The organism is Streptomyces sp. NPDC107562 (genome assembly GCF_055657325.1).
Map to the genome: position 1 here is coordinate 18,961 of NZ_JBVKBE010000023.1, position 19,205 is coordinate 38,165.

The window sequence follows — 19,205 nt, forward strand, 5'->3', positions numbered from 1 at the left end:
ACCGGTACGGGCCGACACCCGAGTGACGGGGAGGGCCCAGGTGTACGAAGCTGGAGGCATGAAGCTGGCGTTCTCCACCCTCGGTGTCCCCGGCCTCCCCCTGCCGGACGTCCTGCGACTCGCGAGCGAGCACGGCTACCACGGCGTGGAGCTGCGCGCGCACCCCGAGGAGCCGGTGCATCCCGGTATCGGGGCCGCCGAACGGGCGGATGCCGCGGCCGAGTTCAAGGCGGCCGAGATCACGCCGCTCGGGATCGCCGGGTACACGCGGGTGGCCGCTCCGGGTGACGACGAGCCCGTCCTCGGCGAGCTGCGCGCCCTTCTCGACCTGGCCCACGACCTGGGCGCGCCCTACGTCCGGGTCTTCCCCGGCGGTACGGCGGAGCAGAGTCCCGAGGAGGCCGACGCGACCGCCGCCCGCCGCCTGGGCACGGCGGCCGAATACGCGGGCGACGTGGGGGTGCGCATCCTCGTGGAGACCCATGACTCGCACCGCACGGGCGCCGACGCGATGCGGATCCTGGGCCTGGTCGGCCACCGTCAGGTCGGCGCCCTGTGGGACGTCATGCACACCTGGCGTGGCGGCGAGCAGCCCTCGGAGTCGTACGCGGCCCTCTCCCCGCACCTCGGCTACGTCCAGGTCAAGGACATCGCCTCCACCGAGGACACGGCCCCGCTGCCGCTGGGCGCCGGGGTGCTCCCGCTCGCCGAGACCGTGGAGCTGCTCTCCCGGCAGGGCTGGGACGGCTGGCTGTGCTGGGAGTACGAGAAGCGCTGGTACGAGGACGCGGCCCCGCTCCCGGGGCTGCTGGACGCGGGCCGCGAGCACCTGGCGCGCCTGCTCAACGACTCGGCCTGAACGGCCGGATGGCGTGGGCCGCCGCCCCGGCTCGCGCCGACGTCAGCCGGGCAGACGACCGCGCAGCGCCGCGAACGCCTCGTGGAAGCCGGGGAAGGTCTTCCGTACGCAGCCCGGGTCGTCGTACGTGATCCCCGGCACCCGCAGGCCGGTCACCGCGAAGGACATGACGATCCGGTGGTCGCCGTACGTCTTGATGTCGGCGGGCGCCGGCCGGCCCGGCCTGATCTCGATCCAGTCGGGGCCGGTGGCGACCTCCACCCCGAGCCGCCGCAGGTTCTCCGCGCAGCCCTCCAGGCGGTCGCACTCCTGCACGCGGGTGTTCGCCACGTCCTCGATGCGCACCGGCCCCGAGGCGAAGGGGGCGATCGCGGCCAGGGTGGGCATGGTGTCGGAGATGTCCCGCATCGCGACCGTGAGTCCGTCGAGACGGCCGGTGCCCCGGACCGTGGTGCGGTCCGCGCCGACCTCCACCCGCGCGCCCATCCGGCGCAGAACGTCCACGAAGGCCAGGTCGCCCTGGAGCGCGCCCTCGCCGAGGCCGGGAACGGTCACCTCGCCCCCGGTCAGCGCGGCGGCCGCGAAGAAGCAGCTCGCCGTGGCGGCGTCCGGTTCGATCGCGTACGTCGTGGCGCGGTAACCACCGGACGGCACGACGAAGACGTCGCCCTCGCGGCGCACCTCCACACCGAACGCCCGCATCATCGCGCGCGTCATGTCGACGTACGGGGCGGACACCAGGTCGGTGACCTCGACGCGCAACCCGCGCCGGGTCAGCGGGCCGAGCAGGAGCAGGGCCGTGAGGTACTCGGAGGACTGGCCGGCGTCCAGCGTCACCTCGCCGCCGTCGACCCCGGCCGCCCGCACGGTGAGCGGGAGGTGGCCCTCCGCCTCCTCGTGGCGCAGGTCGACGCCGAGGTCGCGCAGGGCGCGGGTCAGGGGCAGCAGAGTGCGGCGGCGCAGCTGCGGGGAGGCGTCGAAGCGGTAGGTGCCGTGGCCGGTGGCGGCCAGCGCGGGCAGGAAGCGGGCCGTGGTCGCGCCGTCGCGGCAGAAGACGTCGGCCTCGGCGACCGAGGGGCCTTGCGGGCGGCCGTCGATCTGCCAGATGTCGGGGGTGCGGCCGACCCGGTACCCGAGGCGGACGAGGCCTTCCGCGAAGCCCTCGGTGTCGTCCGACCGGAGCGGCCGGCGCAGCGTGGTGACGCCGTCCGCCGCCGCCGCGAGGAACAGGGCGCGGGCGGTCAGGGACGTGGAACCGGGAATGTCGACTGCGGGCATGCGTTCATGATCGGCCCACGTCCACCCGGAGCGCCGCGTCGTCCACGGGATGGACCTCCAAAGATCGCCGGGGCGTCACCGAGGTGAGGGCCACCCCGCCCACCAGCAGCGCCGCCGCGCACCAGCGCAGGGGTGTCATCGACTCGCCGAGGAACACCGCCGCGGAGGTCATCCCGAAGGCCGGGACCAGCAGCGAGAAGGGCGCGACGGTGGAGGCCGGGTGGCGGCGCAGCAGCCAGCCCCAGGCGCCGAACCCGAAGACGGTGGTGATCCAGGCGACGTAGACGACGGTGCCGGCGCCCTGCCAGTCGAGGGCGCGCAGGGCCTCGTAGTCGCGGGTCGGGCCCTCCAGGAGCAGGGAGAGGGCGAGGAGGGGCAGGACCGGGACGGTGCTGACCCACACCATGAAGTTGAGGGCGTCCGGGGGCGCGGCCTTGCGGGTGAGGACGTTGGAGGCGCCCCAGCAGGCGGCGGCCGCGATGACGAGCGCGAAGGCGGTGAGCGGGCCGGAGGTGCCTTCGTCGACGGCGGCGACACCGATGCCGGCGAGGGCCACGAGCATGCCCGCCGCCCTGACGGCGGTGGGTCGTTCGCCGAGGGCCACGAAGGCGATGAGCGCGGTGAACACCGCCTGCACCTGGAGCACCAGCGACGACAGACCGGCCGGCATCCCGGCGTCCATCCCCACGAACAGCAGCCCGAACTTGGCGACCCCGAGGACCAGTCCCACCGCCACGATCCATTTCCAGGCCACCTTCGGGCGACCGACGAGGAAGACGGCGGGGACCGCCGCCACCAGGAAGCGCAGGGCGGAGAAGAGCAGGGGCGGGAAGTGGTCGAGACCGATCTCGATGACGGTGAAGTTGACGCCCCAGACGGCGGCGACGAGGACGGCGAGCAGGAGGTGGGCGGGTCGCATACGTCGAGGATCACCGGCGAGGACCATGTAGCACCAGCGATGATTGCTGCATGATTGGATGAAGCGAGGCTAATCCATCAGGAGAGGGCGATGCTGGATCTCCCACGACTGCGGGCCCTGCACGCCGTCTCCGTGCACGGCACGGTCGGAGCGGCCGCCGTGGCCCTCGGCTACACCCCGTCGGCCGTGTCCCAGCAGATCGCGAAGCTGGAGCGGGAGACGCGGACGGTGCTGCTCGAGCGGGAGGGGCGGGGGGTGCGTCTGACCGACGAGGCACACCAACTCGTCGCCACCGCGGCCGAATTGCTGGCGATCATGGAGCGGGCGGAGACGGATCTGGAGGAGCGGCGGGGGCTGCCGGCCGGGCGGCTGACGGTGGCGGCGTTCCCGTCGGCGGCGCGGGGACTGCTGCCCCCGGTCCTCGCCGACCTCGCGAAGCGCCACCCGGCCCTGGACGCCCGCCTGAGGGAGGTCGACCCCCATCTGTCGGTCGACCTGGTCGCCAAAGGCGCCGTGGACCTGGTGGTCGCCCACGACTGGGACATCGCGCCGCTGCCCGCCCCCGCCGGCGTCGAACAGGCGTTGATCGGTGACGACCTGTGCGACCTGCTGGTCCCCGCGGACCACCCCTTCGCGTCCCGAACGGCCGTACGCCGCGCGGAGTTGGGCGGCCAGCGCTGGGTGTGCCAGCCGCCCGGACGGGTCTGCCACGACTGGCTGCTGCGCACCCTGCGCTCGGTCGGTCACGAGCCGGACATCGTCCACACGGCGGAGGAGAACCCGACGCTGGTCGCGCTGGTCGCGGCGGGCCTCGGCGTGGCCCTCATCCCCCGCCTGGGCCGGGGCCCCCTCCCGGACGGCGTGGCCCAGGTCCCCTTGGACCCCCTCCCCGTCCGCCACCTCTACGCCCTCTGGCGCGAGGGCGCGTCCCGCCGCCCCGCGATCGCGGAAACGGTCCGCTCCTTGCAGGCCCACTGGCCCGGGGTCTCGGACCGCTGAACCCTCGAAAGCCCGTCACAGCACGAGCCCGTCCCGGACGCCGGTGAGCTTGTGCTGGACGATCTGCTGGTCGACCGTCGCCAGCAGGGCGGCGGGATCCGCGGCTTTGGCCCGCAGGCCTTCCAGCCATTCCTGCGCACCGGGCCAGTCGAGCGGCAGCCGGGACTTCGGCCACCGGTCGGCCAACTCACGTGCGAGCGCCAGCCCGTCCCGCACGAGATCCGGCCGCCCGGCGGCAGCGACGACGAGCACGCTGTCCTCCATTTCCAGAGGGGCTGGGGGCAAGCCCTTGTCATGGCGCGCGGAAGCCGCCGCATGGTAGGCCCTGACAACCTCTTCCAACGACGGAGGGGCCTGAAGCAGAGTCAGGCGGCTCTGCCGGCTCAGGGCGTCGACCGCCGCCTGGTACTCACTCTCGTGGCGCGCGAAGACCACAGTCTCCTGCTGCCCCGAGGCACCCTCCAGACGCTGCCCCAGCGCGAGGGAGACGACCGGAAACCGCCGTGTCAGCGCATGTACATGCGCCGTCGGCATGTAGCCGTCGCCGGACGTCGTACGGTCCAGGCAGACCCCCTGGACGACCGGCCCGATCCGCCGCAGCAGATGCAACGGCCGCCATGCGTCGAACCCGGTCAGCGCCTCGGCCCAGTCCACCGTCACCCGGCGTTGCGTCGGGACACCCGACTTGACCACGAATACACCTCGATCGCCCACTCCACCCCAGGATTCCGCCGCACTCGAGCGTTCAGCAGGTCAACGGCGTCTCTGAGGGTATGCCGACATCCATGGTGATCCCCTTTGCCCAGCGGGCGCCCACCAGCGCGACTACCCGCCCCAAGACATCCGAGCTACTGTGGATGTCATGACGTCGGCCTACGAGGACGTACCCTTCAGCGAGCTGCTTCACCACCCCGTCGCCACCGCCCGGCGCCTGGAGGGGGTCCGCGCACTGCGCCTGCGTCGACGCGACGCGGGGGATCTGGCGCTCATTCGCGCCGATCAGCTGGAGCAGGACTCCACCGTGGTCGACTTCACCGCCCGCCTACTCGCCGGACTGGTCCGGACCGAGAACACGGCCGCGCTCCGCCAGGTCCTGCCCGAGGCTCTGCCATGGTCGGTCTTCCTTCCCGAGGACGACATCGAGGCGATGCTCGGCGAGCTCGTGGACACCGCCCGCGGGGCCGCCGCACTGGAGAACCTCGCGCCCATCGCCCTCCTGCTGGCCCAATGGCGACACAGCGCCGAGATCTACGCCGACCCGGCCCTGCACGCCATCCTCACCCGCGAGCCCGACGGCGACCTCGGCGCTGTCCCCACGCCTGAAGGTGAACCCTCCGCGTGACTCCCAAGCGTGGTGACCGCGCGGCCCCTCCTCCCCTCGAATGCGAATTCGACCTGCGCTTCGCCAACACCGATGCGGCCCACGGCTGGGACCACCTCTCCCGCCACGCCGCAGGCAACCTGCGCCGCGCCTTCGACAAAGTTCGATCCGCCCCGCGCGCCACCGATGACCCCCAGCGCCACCACCGCCTCAAGGGCAGACTCGGCTCCACGGTCTGGAAGGGACAGACGCTGGAACAGTGGCAGTACGAGGTCACCGGCGGAGGCCGCATCTGGTACCTCGTCGACGACGCCAACCGCACCGCCTGGATCACTTACGCAGGCACCGGACACCCCAAAGCCACCGACTGATCGATCTCCTGTCCCGCCCTGAAGCGCACTTTGCCCACGAGAGTGTCGACGCGATCATGGGCTCGGGTTGGGATCAGCCGCGGTCGGGAGCCGGACGCCAGGCGCCGGCGACGGGCAGGCACTTGCCTCCTGCCCGCGGCTCTACGCCGTGGACGGCTGCCCGTGCGACGCGGGGCTGCGACTTGCATCGACCTGCCGAGATCATTTCCCGCCAAGCAGCTCTACGCCTCTGGCGCAGGGGCACGGCCCGCCCCCCGGCGGTCGAGGAAGCGGTACGGACGTCGCAGAGGACTGGCCGGGATGGCGGAGCTCTGCGAGGAATTCCCAAGCGACCGGCATTTCCTCTGCAATGACAGCGAGTTGCTCCGCCCGTCGAGCGAAGACCCAGAGCGTGTCGGTTCGGGCGCACCAGCGCACGCGGCCCTGGCTGGGACTGGCCCGGTAGGGATGGCCGAACAAGCCAGCCGGGTCCGTGGTGGGTTGAAGAGCTCGTCCAGTCCCGATTCCGCCTCAGTGAACATCACCCGGTCCGGGCTGCCGGCCATGGACTCGCTCAGCAATGTCTCCAGCAGATGCAGCGAGGTCCGCCGCGCGTACGGCAGCCATGGAGCGTCCGATCCCTCCGCAGGTCCTTCCAGCAGGCTGGAGGATCGCTGGCACCAGTTCCTCCGGGCGCACCACCCTGTCCTGCGTGCGCAGCAGGTCGTCCCGGTTCCCGAACCTTTCGGCTACCGCCCACACAACGGAGGGATCAGGCACGGGCGTCACCCCACTCGATCGTGCGGTACCTATCCGTGCTCCTGGTGTGTCTGCCTGACGACCACCGCGACACCGTCGCCGTCCGCAGAGGCCTGCAACCCTTCCAGCATTCGCTGTTATGAACGGGTACGGGGCATCGCCCACCAGGACGTCATAGGTTTGCAGATCTCGGACAGTGAGGGGGCGGCGCAACCTCGCTCGGCACGAAGCGACTGGGCTGACCCGAGACAGATGACCCCGTCGGCGCGCCTCCTCCTGCGCCGATGGCGGTCCCTCGGAATGCGGGACTGTGCGTCCCCTTGACCGGCAGAAACTTCCCGGATATTGGTGGCCCTTTGGAAGTTTCCTTCAGCGATCTCCTCCGGAAGGAGCGCACGTGCACCACACCAGCACGCCAAGCGCAGGAAACCCCGCTGCCGCCCCCTCCAGACGAACGGTTCTCGCCGCCACCGCCGGTGTCACCGCCGCCCTGACGGTCGGGCAGAGCACCGCGCAGGCGGCCGACGACAAGCACCTCCAGCGGCTCATCTCCCGGATGAGCCTGGAGGAGAAGGTCGGCCAGCTCTTCGTCTCCCGTGTCTACGGCCACTCCGCCACCGCCCCCGACCAGGCCGACATCGACGCCAACCTCAGCGAACTCGGCGTCCGCACGGCGGCCGAACTGCTCGCCAAGTACCGCCTCGGCGGCATCATCTACTTCACCTGGGCCCACAACACCCGTACCCCGCACCAGATCGCGGACCTGTCGAACGGCATCCAGAAGGCCTCCCTCGACCTCCCCCGCGGGCTGCCGGTGCTGGTCTCCACGGACCAGGAGCACGGGATAGTGGCCCGCGTGGGCAGGCCCGCGACGCTCTTCCCGGGCGCGATGGCCCTCGGCGCCGGGGGTTCGCGCGCCGACGCCCGCACCCTCGGCCGGATCGCCGGGGAGGAACTGCGCGCGATGGGCATCCGGCAGGACTACGCCCCCGTCGCCGACGTCAACGTCAACCCCGCCAACCCGGTCATCGGCGTACGGTCCTTCGGCGCCGACCCGGACGCGGTGGCGGACCTGGTCGCGGCGGAGGTCACCGGGTACCAGCGCGCGGACGTCGCCGCGACCGCCAAGCACTTCCCCGGCCACGGCGACACCGAGGTGGACAGCCACTACGGCTTCCCGGTCATCGAGCACACCCGCGAGGAGTGGGGCAGGATCGACGCGCCTCCGTTCCGGGCGGCGATCGAGGCCGGCATCGACTCCATCATGACGGCGCACATCATGGTCCCGGCGCTGGACTCCTCCGGTGACCCGGCCACGCTCTCCCGCCCGATCCTCACCGGCATCCTGCGCGAGGAACTGGGCTACGACGGTGTCGTGGTCACCGACTCGCTCGGCATGGAGGGCGTCCGCACCAAGTACGGCGACGACCGGGTGCCGGTGCTGGCGCTGAAGGCGGGCGTGGACCAGCTCTTGAACCCGCCCAAGCTGGACGTCGCCTGGAACGCGGTCCTGAAGGCCGTACAGGACGGGGAACTCACCGAGGAGCGGCTCGACGAATCGATCCTGCGGGTGCTGCGGCTGAAGGCGAAGCTGGGGCTCTTCGAGTCGCCCTACGTCAGCGCGCGGGGCGTCGACCGCGCGGTCGGCACCCGGGCCCATCTCAAGGAGGCCGACCGGATCGCCGAGCGGACGACGACCCTGCTGGTCAACGAGGGCGACCTGCTGCCGCTGTCCCGGCGCGAGCACCCCCGGCTGCTCGTGGTCGGCGCCGACCCGGCCTCGCCGTCCGGCACGACGGGCCCGCCCACCGGCGTCCTCGCCACCGCGCTGACCGAACTCGGCTTCACCGTCACCGCGTTGTCCACCGGTACGGCGCCCTCGGCGGCGGTCGTGGACCGTGCGGTCGCGGCGGCCCAGGACGTGGACGCGGTGGTCGTGGGGACGTACAACGTCACGGCGACCAGCGCGCAGAAGACGCTGGTCGAGCGGTTGCTGGCGACCGGGAAGCCGGTCGTCGCGGTGGCCGTGCGCAATCCGTACGACGTGGCCCAGCTGCCCGGCGTCCGGGGGTACCTGGCGTCCTACTCGTGGACGGACGTCGAAGTGCGGGCGGCGGCGCGGGTCATCGCCGGCAAGGTGCGGCCGCGCGGCAAGCTGCCGGTGCCGGTGCAGCGGGCGGACGATCCGGCTCGTGTGCTGTACCCGGTCGGGCACGGGTTGTCGTACTAGGCGTCGACCGGACGGGGGTGCGCGGTACGGCCACGCACCCCCGCGCACGCGGGCCGTGCCCGCCCGTCAGTGACGGGTGGGCACGGCCCCCGGCGTCACGGACGCAGGGTGCGCTCCGCGCCCCGCTTGTCCAGCCGGGCGTCGTACGTCGCCAGCGGCTTGGCCGCCGCCGGGTCGGCCGCCACCGCGGTGGACGCGACCCCGGCCCACTGCAGGATCCTGGCGGTGGCCAGCGCCTTCTGCTCGGCCCGCAGACCGGCGACGTTGGCGCCGTGGTTGGCGCCGGGGGCGGTGAAGACGTAGGAGTCGTGCGCGCCCTTGCCGAGGCGGAACCGCTCGGCGCCCCACGGGTCGTTCTCGCCGTAGACGAACAGCATGTGCCGCGCGTGGTGGCGGACCCAGCTGTCGACGTCCTCCATGGCGCCTGCCCGGAACTTCATCGGGATCGAGCGCGGCACGAAGTACCGGGGCGGCAGGTAGCCGTAGCGGACGTACTTCTTCTCGATGTGCGGGAAGACGATCGTCGGCGCGCCGAGCTGCGTGCCCGCCTGGTAGTAGTACGGCGTGTACGGCTCCAGGCCCTGGTCGGTGTAGAAGGAGAACCCGGCGATCGTGTCGATGGAGTTCCAGATCTCCTCGTCGGTCGCGTTCTTCGCGTCCGCCGGGATGGTGCCGCAGTCGGACAGCAGGCTGTACTGCCAGAAGCCCCAGACGTAGTCGAGGACGGTCGCCTCGTACGCCTTGTCGAGGTTGCCCACGGTGTCGAAGGTGTAGCCGTTCTCGGCCGCGTACGCCTGGTACCGCTGCTCCAGCGGCTCCCGGCGGACCAGGGCCTCGCGCTGCACCCCGTTGAGCCGGTCGCGGCACTCCTTGGTGCCGACGCCGGCGAAGAAGCGGTCGTACGCCTTGTCCTCGTCGTTCACGACGTCGTTGGGGGCGACGTAGGCGACGACGCCGTCCATGTCACGGGGGTAGAAGCGCTCGTAGTAGGTGGCGGTCATGCCGCCCTTCGAACCGCCCGTGGAGATCCAGTTCTTGGAGTAGATCCGCTTCAGCGCCGTGAAGATGCGGTGCTGGTCGCTGGCGGCCTGCCAGATGTCCAGCTTGGTCCAGTCGGCCGGGCTGGGCCGGGACGGCGTGAAGAAGCGGTACTCCATGGAGACCTGGTTGCCGTCCACGATCTGGGTCGGCTCACGGCGGCTCGGGGTGGTGGAGACGTTGTAGCCACCGGTGTAGAAGACCGTCGGCCGCGAGACGTCCTTGTGCAGCACGGTGATCCGCTGCTGGAACGTGCCCTTGGAGGGCTTGCGGTGGTCGACCGGCTGTGCGTAGTTGAGCACGAAGAAGCGGTAGCCGGGGTACGGCTTCTCCTCGATCAGGCTCATGCCGGGTATGGAGAGCAACCGGTCCTTGATGTCGGTGGCCTCCGGCTGGGCCGCGGTGGCCGCCCCCGCCGTGCTCAGCGTGCCTATGAGCACGGTGAGCGCGAGCAGCCATCTGAGCGCCTTGCGCATGCACCCTCCCTGTAAGAACAGATGTGCGCCGGAAGCTATCGGAGCAACACACCTGTGCACCAGGGCGGTTCGTGAATCAGCAGGTCAGCACAGTATCCAGCCGGAGCTGACCGACTCCTGGCCGACCGCCCCCTTCACCCACACGCAGCGCTGCCCGGCGTGCACGGTCACCGGTCCCGCGCGGTGCGAGTAGCGGCCCCTGTCGACGACCGGGCGGTTGCCGCGCGCCTGCACGCTGACGGACATCGAGCGCCTGGGACCGGGGTCCTCCGGGAGCGTGACGGCGCACACGTACCCCCCGCGCTTGTAGACGTGCACGGCGCCGGTGGCGAACGGCAGGGTCCTGACCTTGCGTCCGGCGCACGCCGACGCCGACCCCGCCGCCGCCCGCGCGTCCGCCGGGGCGGCGAGCGCCAGCAGTCCGGACGCGGTCAGCAGGGCCACGCCGAGCCCCATCCGCCGTCGTATCGCACCCGTGTCCACAGTCGTCCCCTCCGCGCCCCTCGGATCGACGTACGGATGTACGGACGCACGACGTACGCCGGATGGTTGCGCGGTTCCCGGACGCCTACGCTCCCCGCGGGCGGGCTCCCCGGGCTTCGGGACGACCGGCCGGAGTCCGTCAGGCCACCGCCGGGGCCTCCTCGCCGATGAAGGTGCGCCACAGGGCCGCGTATCTGCCGCCGCGGCCGAGCAGTTCCTCGTGCGTGCCGTCCTCCACCACCCGGCCGTGGTCCATCACCACGACCCGGTCCGCGCGCGCGGCGGTGGTCAGCCGGTGCGCGACGACGAGCGTCGTACGGCGGCCGGTCAGCCGGTCCGTCGCCTGGTTGACCTGTGCCTCGGTCGCCAGGTCCAGCGCGGCCGTCGCCTCGTCCAGGAGCAGGACGTCCGGGTCGACCAGTTCGGCGCGAGCGAGCGCGATCAGCTGGCGCTGGCCGGCGGAGAGGTTGCGGCCCCGCTCGGCGACCTCGTGGAGGTAACCGCCCTCCAGGGTCGCGATCATCTCGTGCGCCCCGACCGCGCGGGCCGCCGCCTCCACCGCGGCGTCGGTGGCGTCCGGGCGGCCGTAGGCGATGGCGTCACGCACGGTCCCGGGGAAGAGGTACGCCTCCTGCGGCACGACGCCCAGGCGGTGCCGGTACGAGGTGATGTCGAGGTCCCGCAGATCGGCGCCGTCGACGGTGACCCGGCCGCCGGTCGGGTCGTAGAACCGCGCCACCAGCTTCACCAGCGTCGACTTGCCCGCGCCGGTCTCGCCGACGAACGCCACGGTCTGCCCGGCGGGGACGGTGAGGTCGATGCCGCTGAGGGCCTCCTCCTCGTCGCCGTAGGAGAAGTGCACGTCCTCGAAGGCGATGTCGCCCCGCAGGGACAGGACTTCGCGGGGTTCGTCGGCGGACTTCGTCGACGTCGGCTCCCGCAGCAGCTCCTGGATCCGGCCGAGCGAGACGGACGCCTGCTGGTAGCCGTCGAAGACCTGGGAGAGCTGCTGGACGGGGGCGAAGAACAGGTCGATGTAGAGCAGGTAGGCCACCAGCGCGCCCGTGGTGAGGGTGGCCGCCTCCACCCGCCCCGCGCCCGCGTAGAGCACGGCCGCCGCGGCGACCGACGACAGGAACTGCACGAAGGGGAAGTAGACGGAGATCAGCCACTGACCGCGTATGCGGGCCTGCCGGTAGCTGTCGCTGCGCTCGGCGAACCGTCGCCCGCCGTCCCCCTCGCGCCGGAACGCCTGCACGATCCGCAGCCCGGAGACGGTTTCCTGGAGGTCGGCGTTGACCGTCGAGACCCGCTCACGGGCGAGCTCGTAGGCCTTCACACTGGCCCTGCGGAAGAAGAACGTGGCGATGATCAGCGGCGGGAGCGTGGCGAAGACGACGAACGCGAGCTGGACGTCGATCACCAGCAGGGCGACCATGATCCCGAAGAAGGTGACCACGGAGACGAAGGCCGTGACGAGGCCCGTCTGGAGGAACGTCGACAGGGCGTCCACGTCCGTCGTCATCCGGGTCATGATCCGGCCCGTCAACTCGCGCTCGTAGTAGTCGAGTCCGAGCCGCTGGAGCTGGGCGAAGATCTTCAACCGCAGCGAGTAGAGCACCCGTTCACCGGTGCGGCCGGTCATCCGGGTCTCGGCGATCTGCGCGACCCACTGGGCGAGGACGGCGAACAGGGCGAGCAGCGAGGCCGCCCAGACGGCACCGATGGCGACCTTGGTGACACCGCTGTCGATGCCGTGCCGGATCAGCACGGGCAGCAGCAGGCCCATGCCCGCGTCGACGGCCACCAGGCCGAGACTGATCAGCAGGGGCGCGCCGAAGCCCCGCAGCAGCCGCTTCAGCCCGTAGGAGCGCTCGGGCCGCACGGCACGGGCCTCGTCGACGCCGGGGGTCTCGGTGGCCGGGGGCAGGGCGTCGACCTGGGCGAGCAGCTCCGGGGTGGCGGGGGTGCCGGCGAGGGCGGCGTCCTTGGGCTCGCGGTCACCCGTCCACAGGTGGGGCGTGACCCCGCGTTCGGCGTCGAACTCGGCGTCCAGCTCCTCACGGACGGAGGTGTCCTCCGGGGGCGCGGCGGGCAGGGCGTGGCCCGGGGAGACGGCACCGAGTTCGTCGGGGTCGGTGAGCAGGCGCCGGTAGAGGGCCGAGCGTTTCTGGAGCTCGTCGTGGGTGCCGATGTCGGCGAGCCGGCCGGCGTCCAGGACGGCGATGCGGTCGGCGAGGTTGAGCGTGGAGCGCCGGTGGGCGATGAGCAGGGTCGTGCGGCCCTCCATCACGTGCCTCAGCGCCTCGTGGATCTCGTGCTCGACCTGGGCGTCGACGGCGGAGGTGGCGTCGTCGAGGACGAGCAGACGCGGGTCGGTGAGCAGGGCGCGGGCCAGCGCGATGCGCTGGCGCTGGCCGCCGGAGAGGGTCAGTCCGTGCTCGCCGACCGTGGTGTCGTACCCGTGCGGGAGTTCCCGGATGAAGCGGTCCGCCTGGGAGGCGCGGGCGGCGACCTCGATCTGGGCGTCGGTGGCGTCCGGGTGCCCGTAGGCGATGTTGTTGCGGACCGTGTCCGAGAAGAGGAACGAGTCCTCGGGGACCAGGCCGATCGCGGCCCTGAGCGAGTCGAGGGTGAGTTCGCGGACGTCGTGGCCGCCGATCAGGACGGCGCCGCGGCCGACGTCGTAGAAGCGCGGCAGGAGGAGGGAGACCGTCGACTTCCCGGAGCCGGAGGAGCCGACGACCGCGAGGGTCTCACCGGGGCGGATCTCGAAGCTGAGGCCGTCGAGCACCGGCTTGCCGGCGTCGTAGCCGAAGGAGACGTCGTCGAACTCGACGGTGGCGGGGGCGTCGGCGGGGAGGTCGTGGGTCCCGTCCCGCAACGACGGCTGGGTGTCGATCAGCTCCAGGACGCGTTCGGTCCCGGCCCGGGCCTGCTGGGCGACGGTGAGGACCACGGCGAGCATCCGGACCGGGCCGACGAGCTGGGCGAGGTAGGTGGAGAAGGCGACGAAGGTGCCGAGCGTGATGTGGCCGCGCACGGCCAGCCAGCCACCGAGGGCGAGCATCGCGACCTGGCCGAGGGCGGGGACCGCCTGGAGGGCGGGGGTGTACCTGGAGTTCAGACGGATGGTGCGCAGGCGCCCCGCGAACAGCTTCCTGCCGACCTCTCTGAGCTTGCCGGTCTCCTGCTCCTCCTGCCCGAACCCCTTCACCACGCGTACGCCGGTGACGGCGCCGTCGACGACACCCGCGACGGCGGCGGCCTGGGCCTGGGCGTACCAGGTGGCGGGGTGCAGCTTGCTGCGACTGCGCTTGGCGATGAACCACAGGGCCGGGGCGACGGCCAGCGCCACCAGGGTGAGCGGCGGTGACAGCCACGCCATGATCACCAGGGAGATGACGAAGAGCAGGAGGTTCCCGATGGTCATCGGGAGCATGAAGAGCAGGCCCTGGATCAGCTGGAGGTCGCTGGTGGCCCGCCCGACGACCTGGCCCGTGGACAGCTCGTCCTGGCGGCGCCCGTCGAGCCGGGTGATCGTGTCGTACATGTCCGTGCGCAGGTCGTGCTGGACGTCCAGGGCGACCCGGCCGCCGTAGTAGCGGCGGATGTAGGTGAGGACGTAGACGAGCAGCGCGGCACCGATGAGCGCGCCGGCCCAGGGGGTCATGGCGCGGGTACGGTCACCGACCACGTCGTCGATGATCACCTTGGTGATCAGGGGGACGAGGGCCATGACGGCCATGCCGGCCAGGGAGGAGCCGAGGGCCAGGACCACGTCCTTCCGATAGCGCCAGGCGTAGCCCCACAGCCGTCGTGCCCATCCCCGTTGCGGTCCCACGCCGGTGCCCTCCGGTCCTGATCCTGCCGATCGTCCTGATCTACCGGAAGGCACCAACACGGACGGGCCCCGATTTCATCCCGCCGGGATGATCGCGAGGTCCGGTCAGGACGCGGCGAGGTCCTTGTGGACGACCTTGGCCACGCCCTGGATGGTGGCGACGCCGTAGTTCATGGTGCTGTTGCCGTGGGTGAGCACGGTGATCATGTAGTCGTGGCCACGGCCCTTGAAGGCCCCGACGCTGTGCACCCGCCAGCCGTAGGTGGCCCGCTGCAGCCAGCCGTTCTTGACGGCGACGGAGACCCCGGACGGCACCCCGTAGGGCGTCCCCCAGCGCTGGGAGGAGACCACCTGGCCCATCAGCTTCAGGATGTAGGCGCGGGAGTTGTCGCTGAGCACGGTGTTCTTGGCGGTGACGAGCTTGAGCAGCTTCTGCTCGTCGGTGACGGTGATCCGGGTCAGGCCCCAGTAGCCGTCGGCGCCGGGCTTGGTCTGCGTCATCCCGGCGGCGGACAGAAAGCCCTTGATCTTCGTCAGACCCAGCTGCCGCCAGAGCGTGCTGGTCGCCGCGTTGTCCGACTTGGTGATCATGGCCGTGGCGAGGGAGGTCTCACGGGCGGTGAGATAGCGGCCGTGCTTCTTCGCGTCCCACAGCAGCGCGGCGAGCACGGTGACCTTGACGACACTGGCCGAGTCGTAGGCGGTGGTCGACCGCAGGGTGCAGGTCGTCTTGGTGGTGCGGTCGTAGAGGCCGACGGCGACGGTGCCCTTGCGGTTAGCGAGGGCGGCCGTGATGTCCTTCTTCAGCTTGGCGGCGAGACCCGCCTTGGCGGAGGTGCAGCTGACGGTGGGCGCGGGCGCGGCGGCGGCGGGGGACGCGGCGGCGACGACCGGGACGAGAAGTCCGGCACCGAGGGCTGCGGCGAGCAGTCTCGTACGCCGAGGTCTGAGGGAAGTCATGCCGGTTCTGACCCGAATGGGTGACCGAAGGTTGTACGTGCGTTCCCATGAACACATGTCCGCGCGCGCTCGGGGGCGGCCGGAGGGCCACGGGCCGCCGCGGAGCGAGGGGAGGCGAACCGATGGCTGCGCGTTCCCCGGTCAGTGCCTCCGATTCCTCCCATGAGGTGGTGTGCGGCCCCGGCGGCCGGGCATGCCGCGGACCCCCTCGGGACGATGGCGGCGTGTCCCGGCAACCCCGCCGGGGCGCACCACAGCCGTCCGAGGAGCCTCATGAAGCTTCGTTCCTGGTCCGCCGCCGCCGCGCTCGCGCTGACCGCCCTCGTCCTGCCGTCCCACGGCGCTGCCGCCGCCGAGGCCGCCGCACCGCCCGCCTGCCCCGACGGGTCGGTCTGCTTCTGGAGCGGGGAGGGCTTCCGCGGCGACTACTGGGAATGGACGGCCCGCAGCGGCTATCGCGACATGCCGCCCCGCCTGCACGACCATGTCGGCTCGGCCGTGGCGAGCACCCGCGCCTGCTTCATCAACTGGAGCCCGGTCGAGAAGCGCGACGTCTTCAACGGCGACTGGCGCTCCCGCTACCTCGGCGACTTCGGCGGCCGCATCGACGGCGTCGGCCCCGGCGCCTGCTGATCCGGGCCCACTGACGCGGCCGCCCGCACCAGGCCCAGCCACCGCGCCTCCGGGGCCACCCGGTCCCGGGGAGGCGGTATCTCGCGGAGCCGACCGATCCCGGCGACGCCCGTAGCCGTCGGCCCCCGTCATGACGGGAACCCCCCGTCACGACGGGAACCCCGCGTCCGTGCTCACGCGACCTCGGCGACGCCGGTGGCCGTCAGGATTCCTATGACGACCAGGACGACCCCGTCGACGACCGGCCCGGCCGCCCCGGCGAGGACGCCGAGGGCCGGAAGAGAAGCCGCACCGAACCGGCCGACCGGCGCGCCGGTCGGCAGGGGGTTGCCGGTGGGGCGGCGTCCGTGGGTCAGGCCAGGTGCGTGGGGGCGAACATGCGCAGGACCGCCGGGAGGACGACCACCGACGGGCCCGGGGACGCCAGTGCCTTCGTCAGGTCGGCCTCCAGGTTCTCCGGTGTCGTGCGGGTTCCCGGGACGCCGAAGGACTCCGCGAGCGCCGCATAGTCGGGACGGGTCAGTTCCGTCGCCGTGGGCCGGCCGAAGGCGTCGGTCATGTACTCGCGCAGGATGCCGTAACCCCCGTCGTCGACGATCAGCCAGGTGACGTTCAGGTCGTACTGCCGGGCGGTCGCCAGCTCGGCGATCGAGTACAGCGCGCCGCCGTCGCCCGACACCGCGAGCACCGGGCGGGTCGGATCGGCGGCCGCCGCGCCCAGCGCCGCCGGGAAGCCGTAGCCGAGGCCGCCGGCGCCCTGGGCGGAGTGCATGGTGTTGGGGCCCTTGGCGTCGAAGGCCGACCAGGCCCAGTACGCGAGGATCGTCATGTCCCAGAAGGACGGGGAGTCGGCCGGCAGCGCCCGGCGGACGGACGCCAGCACGTCCTGTTCCAGGGTGAGTTCCTGGGAGGCGATGCGGTCGGCGACCTTCGTGAGGACCTCGCGCACGCGCCGCGGCGCCGCCGGGTCCTGCCGCTCCGTCACCGTCTCCAGCAGCGCCTGCAGGGCGAGGCGCGCGTCCGCGTGGATGCCCAGCGCGGGGTGGTTGGACTCCAGCTTGCCGAGGTCGGCCTCGACCTGGATCACCCGGCCGCGCGGCTTGAACGTGTGGTAGTTGGAGGAGAGTTCACCGAGGCCGGAGCCGACGACGAGGAGGACGTCCGCGTCCTCCAGGAAGTCGGTGGTGTGCCGGTCCTCGATCCACGACTGCAACGACAGCGGGTGTGTCCAGGGGAAGGCGCCCTTGCCGCCGGGCGTCGTGACGACCGGCGCCGCGAGCGTCTCCGCGAGCTGACGGAGCTTCTTCGACGCGTCGGCCCGGACGACCCCGCCGCCCGCGATGATCGCCGGGCGGGCCGCGTTCGAGAGCAGGTGGGCCGCCACGGCCGTGAGTTCGGGGCGCGGCGGCAGCTCCTCGGGGAAGGCGTCGCCGCCGGTCACCACCGGCACGGACGTCTCGGCGAGCAGCACGTCCTGCGGGATCTCCACCCACACCGGGCCGTGCGGGGCGGTCAGCGCCGACTTCCAGGCCGCGGCGACGGCGGAGGGGATCTGGGACTGGGCGCGCACGGTGTGGACCGACTTCACCACGCCCCGGAACGAGGCGGACTGATCGGGCAGTTCGTGCAGATAGCCGTGCCGGCCGCCGCCGAGGCCCGCCGTCGGGATCTGGCTGCTGATCGCCAGCACGGGCGCCGAGGCCGCCGCCGCCTCCTGGAGCGCGGCCAGCGAGGTCAGCGCACCCGGGCCCGTCGACAGCAGCAGCGGTGCCGCCTCGCCGGTGATCCTGCCGTACGCGTCGGCCGCGAAACCGGCGTTGTTCTCCACCCGCAGCCCGATGTACCGCAGGTCTGACCGCCGCAGGGCGTCGAACATGCCGAGCGCGTGCTGACCGGGCAGGCCGAAGACCGTCGTCGCGCCGAGCCCGGCCAGCGTCTCCACGACCAGGTCCCCGCCGTTGCGCCCGGGCGGCGGGTTCAGGGCCGCCGAGGTCTGCGCGGCCGTCGGGCGGAGTACCAGGTCGTGGTCGTGAGTCACTTCGCGCGCGCCTCGGCAATCTGTCGGGACATGATCGTGGTCAGTTCGTACGCCGTGTGGGAGGCCGCCACGGACGTGATCTCCGCGTGGTCGTACGCGGGGGCCACCTCGACGACGTCGGCCGACACCAGGTTGCAGGATGCCAGCCCCCGCAGGATCTCCAGCAGCTCGCGGGAGGTCATGCCGCCGGCCTCGGGGGTGCCCGTGCCGGGCGCGTGCGCCGGGTCGAGGCAGTCGATGTCGATGGAGATGTACAGCGGGCGGTCGCCGATGCGCTGGCGCAGCTGGTCGGCGACCTCGTCGGCGCCGCGGCGGTAGACGTCCGCGGAGGTGACGATGCCGAAGCCCATCTTCTCGTCGTCGGTGAGGTCCTGCTTGCCGTACAGCGGGCCGCGGGTACCGACGTGGGAGAGCGCCGAGGTGTCGAGGATGCCCTCCTCCACCGCGCGGCGGAACGGCGTGCCGTGCGTGTACTCGGCGCCGAAGTAGGTGTCCCACGTGTCGAGGTGGGCGTCGAAGTGCAGCAGCGCCACCGGGCCGTGCTTCCGGGCCACCGAGCGGAGCAGCGGAAGGGCGATGGTGTGGTCGCCGCCCAGCGTCATCAGGCGGGCGCCGGTGCCGAGCAGGTCGTCGGCGGCCGCCTCGACGGTCTCGACGGCCTCGTTGATGTTGAAGGGGTTCACGGCGATGTCGCCGCCGTCCGCGACCTGGGCGAGGGCGAACGGGGAGGCGTCCTGCGCCGGGTTGTAGGGCCGCAGCAGCCGGGACGCCTCACGGATCGCGTTGCCGCCGAAGCGGGCGCCCGGCCGGTACGAGACGCCCGAGTCGAACGGCACGCCCACGACGGCGACGTCGGCGGTGCCGACCTCGTCGAGGCGGGGCAGCCGGGCGAAGGTCGCGGGGCCGGCGTACCGCGGGACGCGGGACGAGTCGACGGGGCCGCGGGGTGTCGGCGTCTCGTTGCTGCTCATCGGGAATTGCCTTCTCTCTCACGCTTCATCGCGTATGCACCGCATGG

At 72.0% G+C, this 19,205-nt stretch carries 15 protein-coding genes; 6 read left to right on the forward strand and 9 right to left on the reverse strand.

The genetic code is table 11. The features are described from left to right. Window positions 1–58 precede the first annotated feature (58 nt). The gene (locus tag ACZ7LV_RS37165) at window positions 59–859 is read left to right on the forward strand and encodes a sugar phosphate isomerase/epimerase family protein (protein WP_471945832.1); all 801 of its coding nucleotides are present in this window, start codon (window positions 59–61) and stop codon (window positions 857–859) included. Between the two features lie 42 nt (window positions 860–901). Here ACZ7LV_RS37165 and aroA read toward each other — a convergent pair whose 3' ends face one another. Further along, window positions 902–2,137, reverse strand: a complete 1,236-nt coding sequence (gene aroA / locus ACZ7LV_RS37170) for a 3-phosphoshikimate 1-carboxyvinyltransferase (protein ID WP_471945781.1) — start codon at window positions 2,135–2,137, stop codon at window positions 902–904. A 4-nt stretch (window positions 2,138–2,141) separates the two neighbouring features. After that, window positions 2,142–3,056: an EamA family transporter gene (locus ACZ7LV_RS37175; protein WP_471945782.1), complete on the reverse strand. Its 915-nt coding sequence runs from the start codon at window positions 3,054–3,056 to the stop codon at window positions 2,142–2,144. Between the two features lie 90 nt (window positions 3,057–3,146). Here ACZ7LV_RS37175 and ACZ7LV_RS37180 point away from each other — a divergent pair, with 90 nt between their 5' ends. Continuing rightward, window positions 3,147–4,055, forward strand: coding sequence for a LysR family transcriptional regulator (locus ACZ7LV_RS37180; RefSeq protein ID WP_471945783.1), 909 nt, complete (start codon window positions 3,147–3,149; stop codon window positions 4,053–4,055). Window positions 4,056–4,070: 15 nt separating this feature from the next. Here the strand turns inward: ACZ7LV_RS37180 and ACZ7LV_RS37185 are convergent, their stop codons facing one another. Beyond that, window positions 4,071–4,748 carry a hypothetical protein gene (locus ACZ7LV_RS37185; RefSeq protein WP_471945784.1) on the reverse strand — a complete coding sequence of 226 codons (678 nt, stop codon included), beginning with the start codon at window positions 4,746–4,748 and terminating at the stop codon, window positions 4,071–4,073. Window positions 4,749–4,917: 169 nt separating this feature from the next. Here ACZ7LV_RS37185 and ACZ7LV_RS37190 point away from each other — a divergent pair, with 169 nt between their 5' ends. The 3 genes from ACZ7LV_RS37190 to ACZ7LV_RS37200 all read left to right on the forward strand — a co-directional run bounded on the left by ACZ7LV_RS37190 (window position 4,918) and on the right by ACZ7LV_RS37200 (window position 8,715). Then, entirely contained in the window at window positions 4,918–5,397 is a 480-nt protein-coding gene (locus tag ACZ7LV_RS37190; RefSeq protein WP_471945785.1) for a hypothetical protein, read from the forward strand. Further along, window positions 5,394–5,747, forward strand: coding sequence for a hypothetical protein (locus ACZ7LV_RS37195; RefSeq protein ID WP_471945786.1), 354 nt, complete (start codon window positions 5,394–5,396; stop codon window positions 5,745–5,747). Before ACZ7LV_RS37190 ends, ACZ7LV_RS37195 begins: the two co-directional genes overlap by 4 nt. Window positions 5,748–6,882: 1,135 nt before the next feature. Beyond that, the gene (locus tag ACZ7LV_RS37200) at window positions 6,883–8,715 is read left to right on the forward strand and encodes a glycoside hydrolase family 3 protein (protein ID WP_471945787.1); all 1,833 of its coding nucleotides are present in this window, start codon (window positions 6,883–6,885) and stop codon (window positions 8,713–8,715) included. A 95-nt stretch (window positions 8,716–8,810) separates the two neighbouring features. On the opposite strand, the gene ACZ7LV_RS37205 is transcribed toward ACZ7LV_RS37200, so the two are convergent. The 4 genes from ACZ7LV_RS37205 to ACZ7LV_RS37220 all read right to left on the reverse strand — a co-directional run bounded on the left by ACZ7LV_RS37205 (window position 8,811) and on the right by ACZ7LV_RS37220 (window position 15,516). Further along, window positions 8,811–10,229, reverse strand: coding sequence for a S28 family serine protease (locus ACZ7LV_RS37205; RefSeq protein WP_471945788.1), 1,419 nt, complete (start codon window positions 10,227–10,229; stop codon window positions 8,811–8,813). Between the two features lie 84 nt (window positions 10,230–10,313). After that, window positions 10,314–10,712: a hypothetical protein gene (locus ACZ7LV_RS37210; protein WP_471945789.1), complete on the reverse strand. Its 399-nt coding sequence runs from the start codon at window positions 10,710–10,712 to the stop codon at window positions 10,314–10,316. 139 nt (window positions 10,713–10,851) lie between these two features. Beyond that, window positions 10,852–14,556, reverse strand: coding sequence for an ABC transporter ATP-binding protein (locus ACZ7LV_RS37215; RefSeq protein WP_471945790.1), 3,705 nt, complete (start codon window positions 14,554–14,556; stop codon window positions 10,852–10,854). A 105-nt stretch (window positions 14,557–14,661) separates the two neighbouring features. Continuing rightward, window positions 14,662–15,516, reverse strand: a complete 855-nt coding sequence (locus tag ACZ7LV_RS37220; RefSeq protein ID WP_471945791.1) for a serine hydrolase — start codon at window positions 15,514–15,516, stop codon at window positions 14,662–14,664. A 273-nt stretch (window positions 15,517–15,789) separates the two neighbouring features. Between ACZ7LV_RS37220 and ACZ7LV_RS37225 the strand changes: the two genes are divergently transcribed. Beyond that, on the forward strand, window positions 15,790–16,149 hold the full coding sequence (locus ACZ7LV_RS37225) for a peptidase inhibitor family I36 protein (protein ID WP_471945792.1): 360 nt from the start codon (window positions 15,790–15,792) through the stop codon (window positions 16,147–16,149). 352 nt (window positions 16,150–16,501) lie between these two features. Here the strand turns inward: ACZ7LV_RS37225 and ACZ7LV_RS37230 are convergent, their stop codons facing one another. Further along, window positions 16,502–18,187 (reverse strand): thiamine pyrophosphate-binding protein, encoded by a 1,686-nt coding sequence (locus tag ACZ7LV_RS37230; protein WP_471945793.1) that lies wholly within the window; start codon window positions 18,185–18,187, stop codon window positions 16,502–16,504. Further along, a complete protein-coding gene (gene speB / locus ACZ7LV_RS37235) occupies window positions 18,184–19,158 on the reverse strand; it encodes an agmatinase (RefSeq protein WP_401680645.1) in 975 nt (324 codons plus the stop codon). The genes ACZ7LV_RS37230 and speB overlap by 4 nt, the downstream gene beginning before the upstream one ends. Between the last annotated feature and the right edge of the window lie 47 nt (window positions 19,159–19,205).

Coding starts and splice junctions, on each gene's coding strand:
- ACZ7LV_RS37165 (WP_471945832.1), top strand. CDS start 59: ATGAAGCTGGCGTTCTCCACCCTCGGTGTCCCCGGCCTCCCCCTGCCG.
- aroA (WP_471945781.1), bottom strand. CDS start 2,137: ATGCCCGCAGTCGACATTCCCGGTTCCACGTCCCTGACCGCCCGCGCC.
- ACZ7LV_RS37175 (WP_471945782.1), bottom strand. CDS start 3,056: ATGCGACCCGCCCACCTCCTGCTCGCCGTCCTCGTCGCCGCCGTCTGG.
- ACZ7LV_RS37180 (WP_471945783.1), top strand. CDS start 3,147: ATGCTGGATCTCCCACGACTGCGGGCCCTGCACGCCGTCTCCGTGCAC.
- ACZ7LV_RS37190 (WP_471945785.1), top strand. CDS start 4,918: ATGACGTCGGCCTACGAGGACGTACCCTTCAGCGAGCTGCTTCACCAC.
- ACZ7LV_RS37205 (WP_471945788.1), bottom strand. CDS start 10,229: ATGCGCAAGGCGCTCAGATGGCTGCTCGCGCTCACCGTGCTCATAGGC.
- ACZ7LV_RS37220 (WP_471945791.1), bottom strand. CDS start 15,516: ATGACTTCCCTCAGACCTCGGCGTACGAGACTGCTCGCCGCAGCCCTC.
- ACZ7LV_RS37225 (WP_471945792.1), top strand. CDS start 15,790: ATGAAGCTTCGTTCCTGGTCCGCCGCCGCCGCGCTCGCGCTGACCGCC.
- speB (WP_401680645.1), bottom strand. CDS start 19,158: ATGAGCAGCAACGAGACGCCGACACCCCGCGGCCCCGTCGACTCGTCC.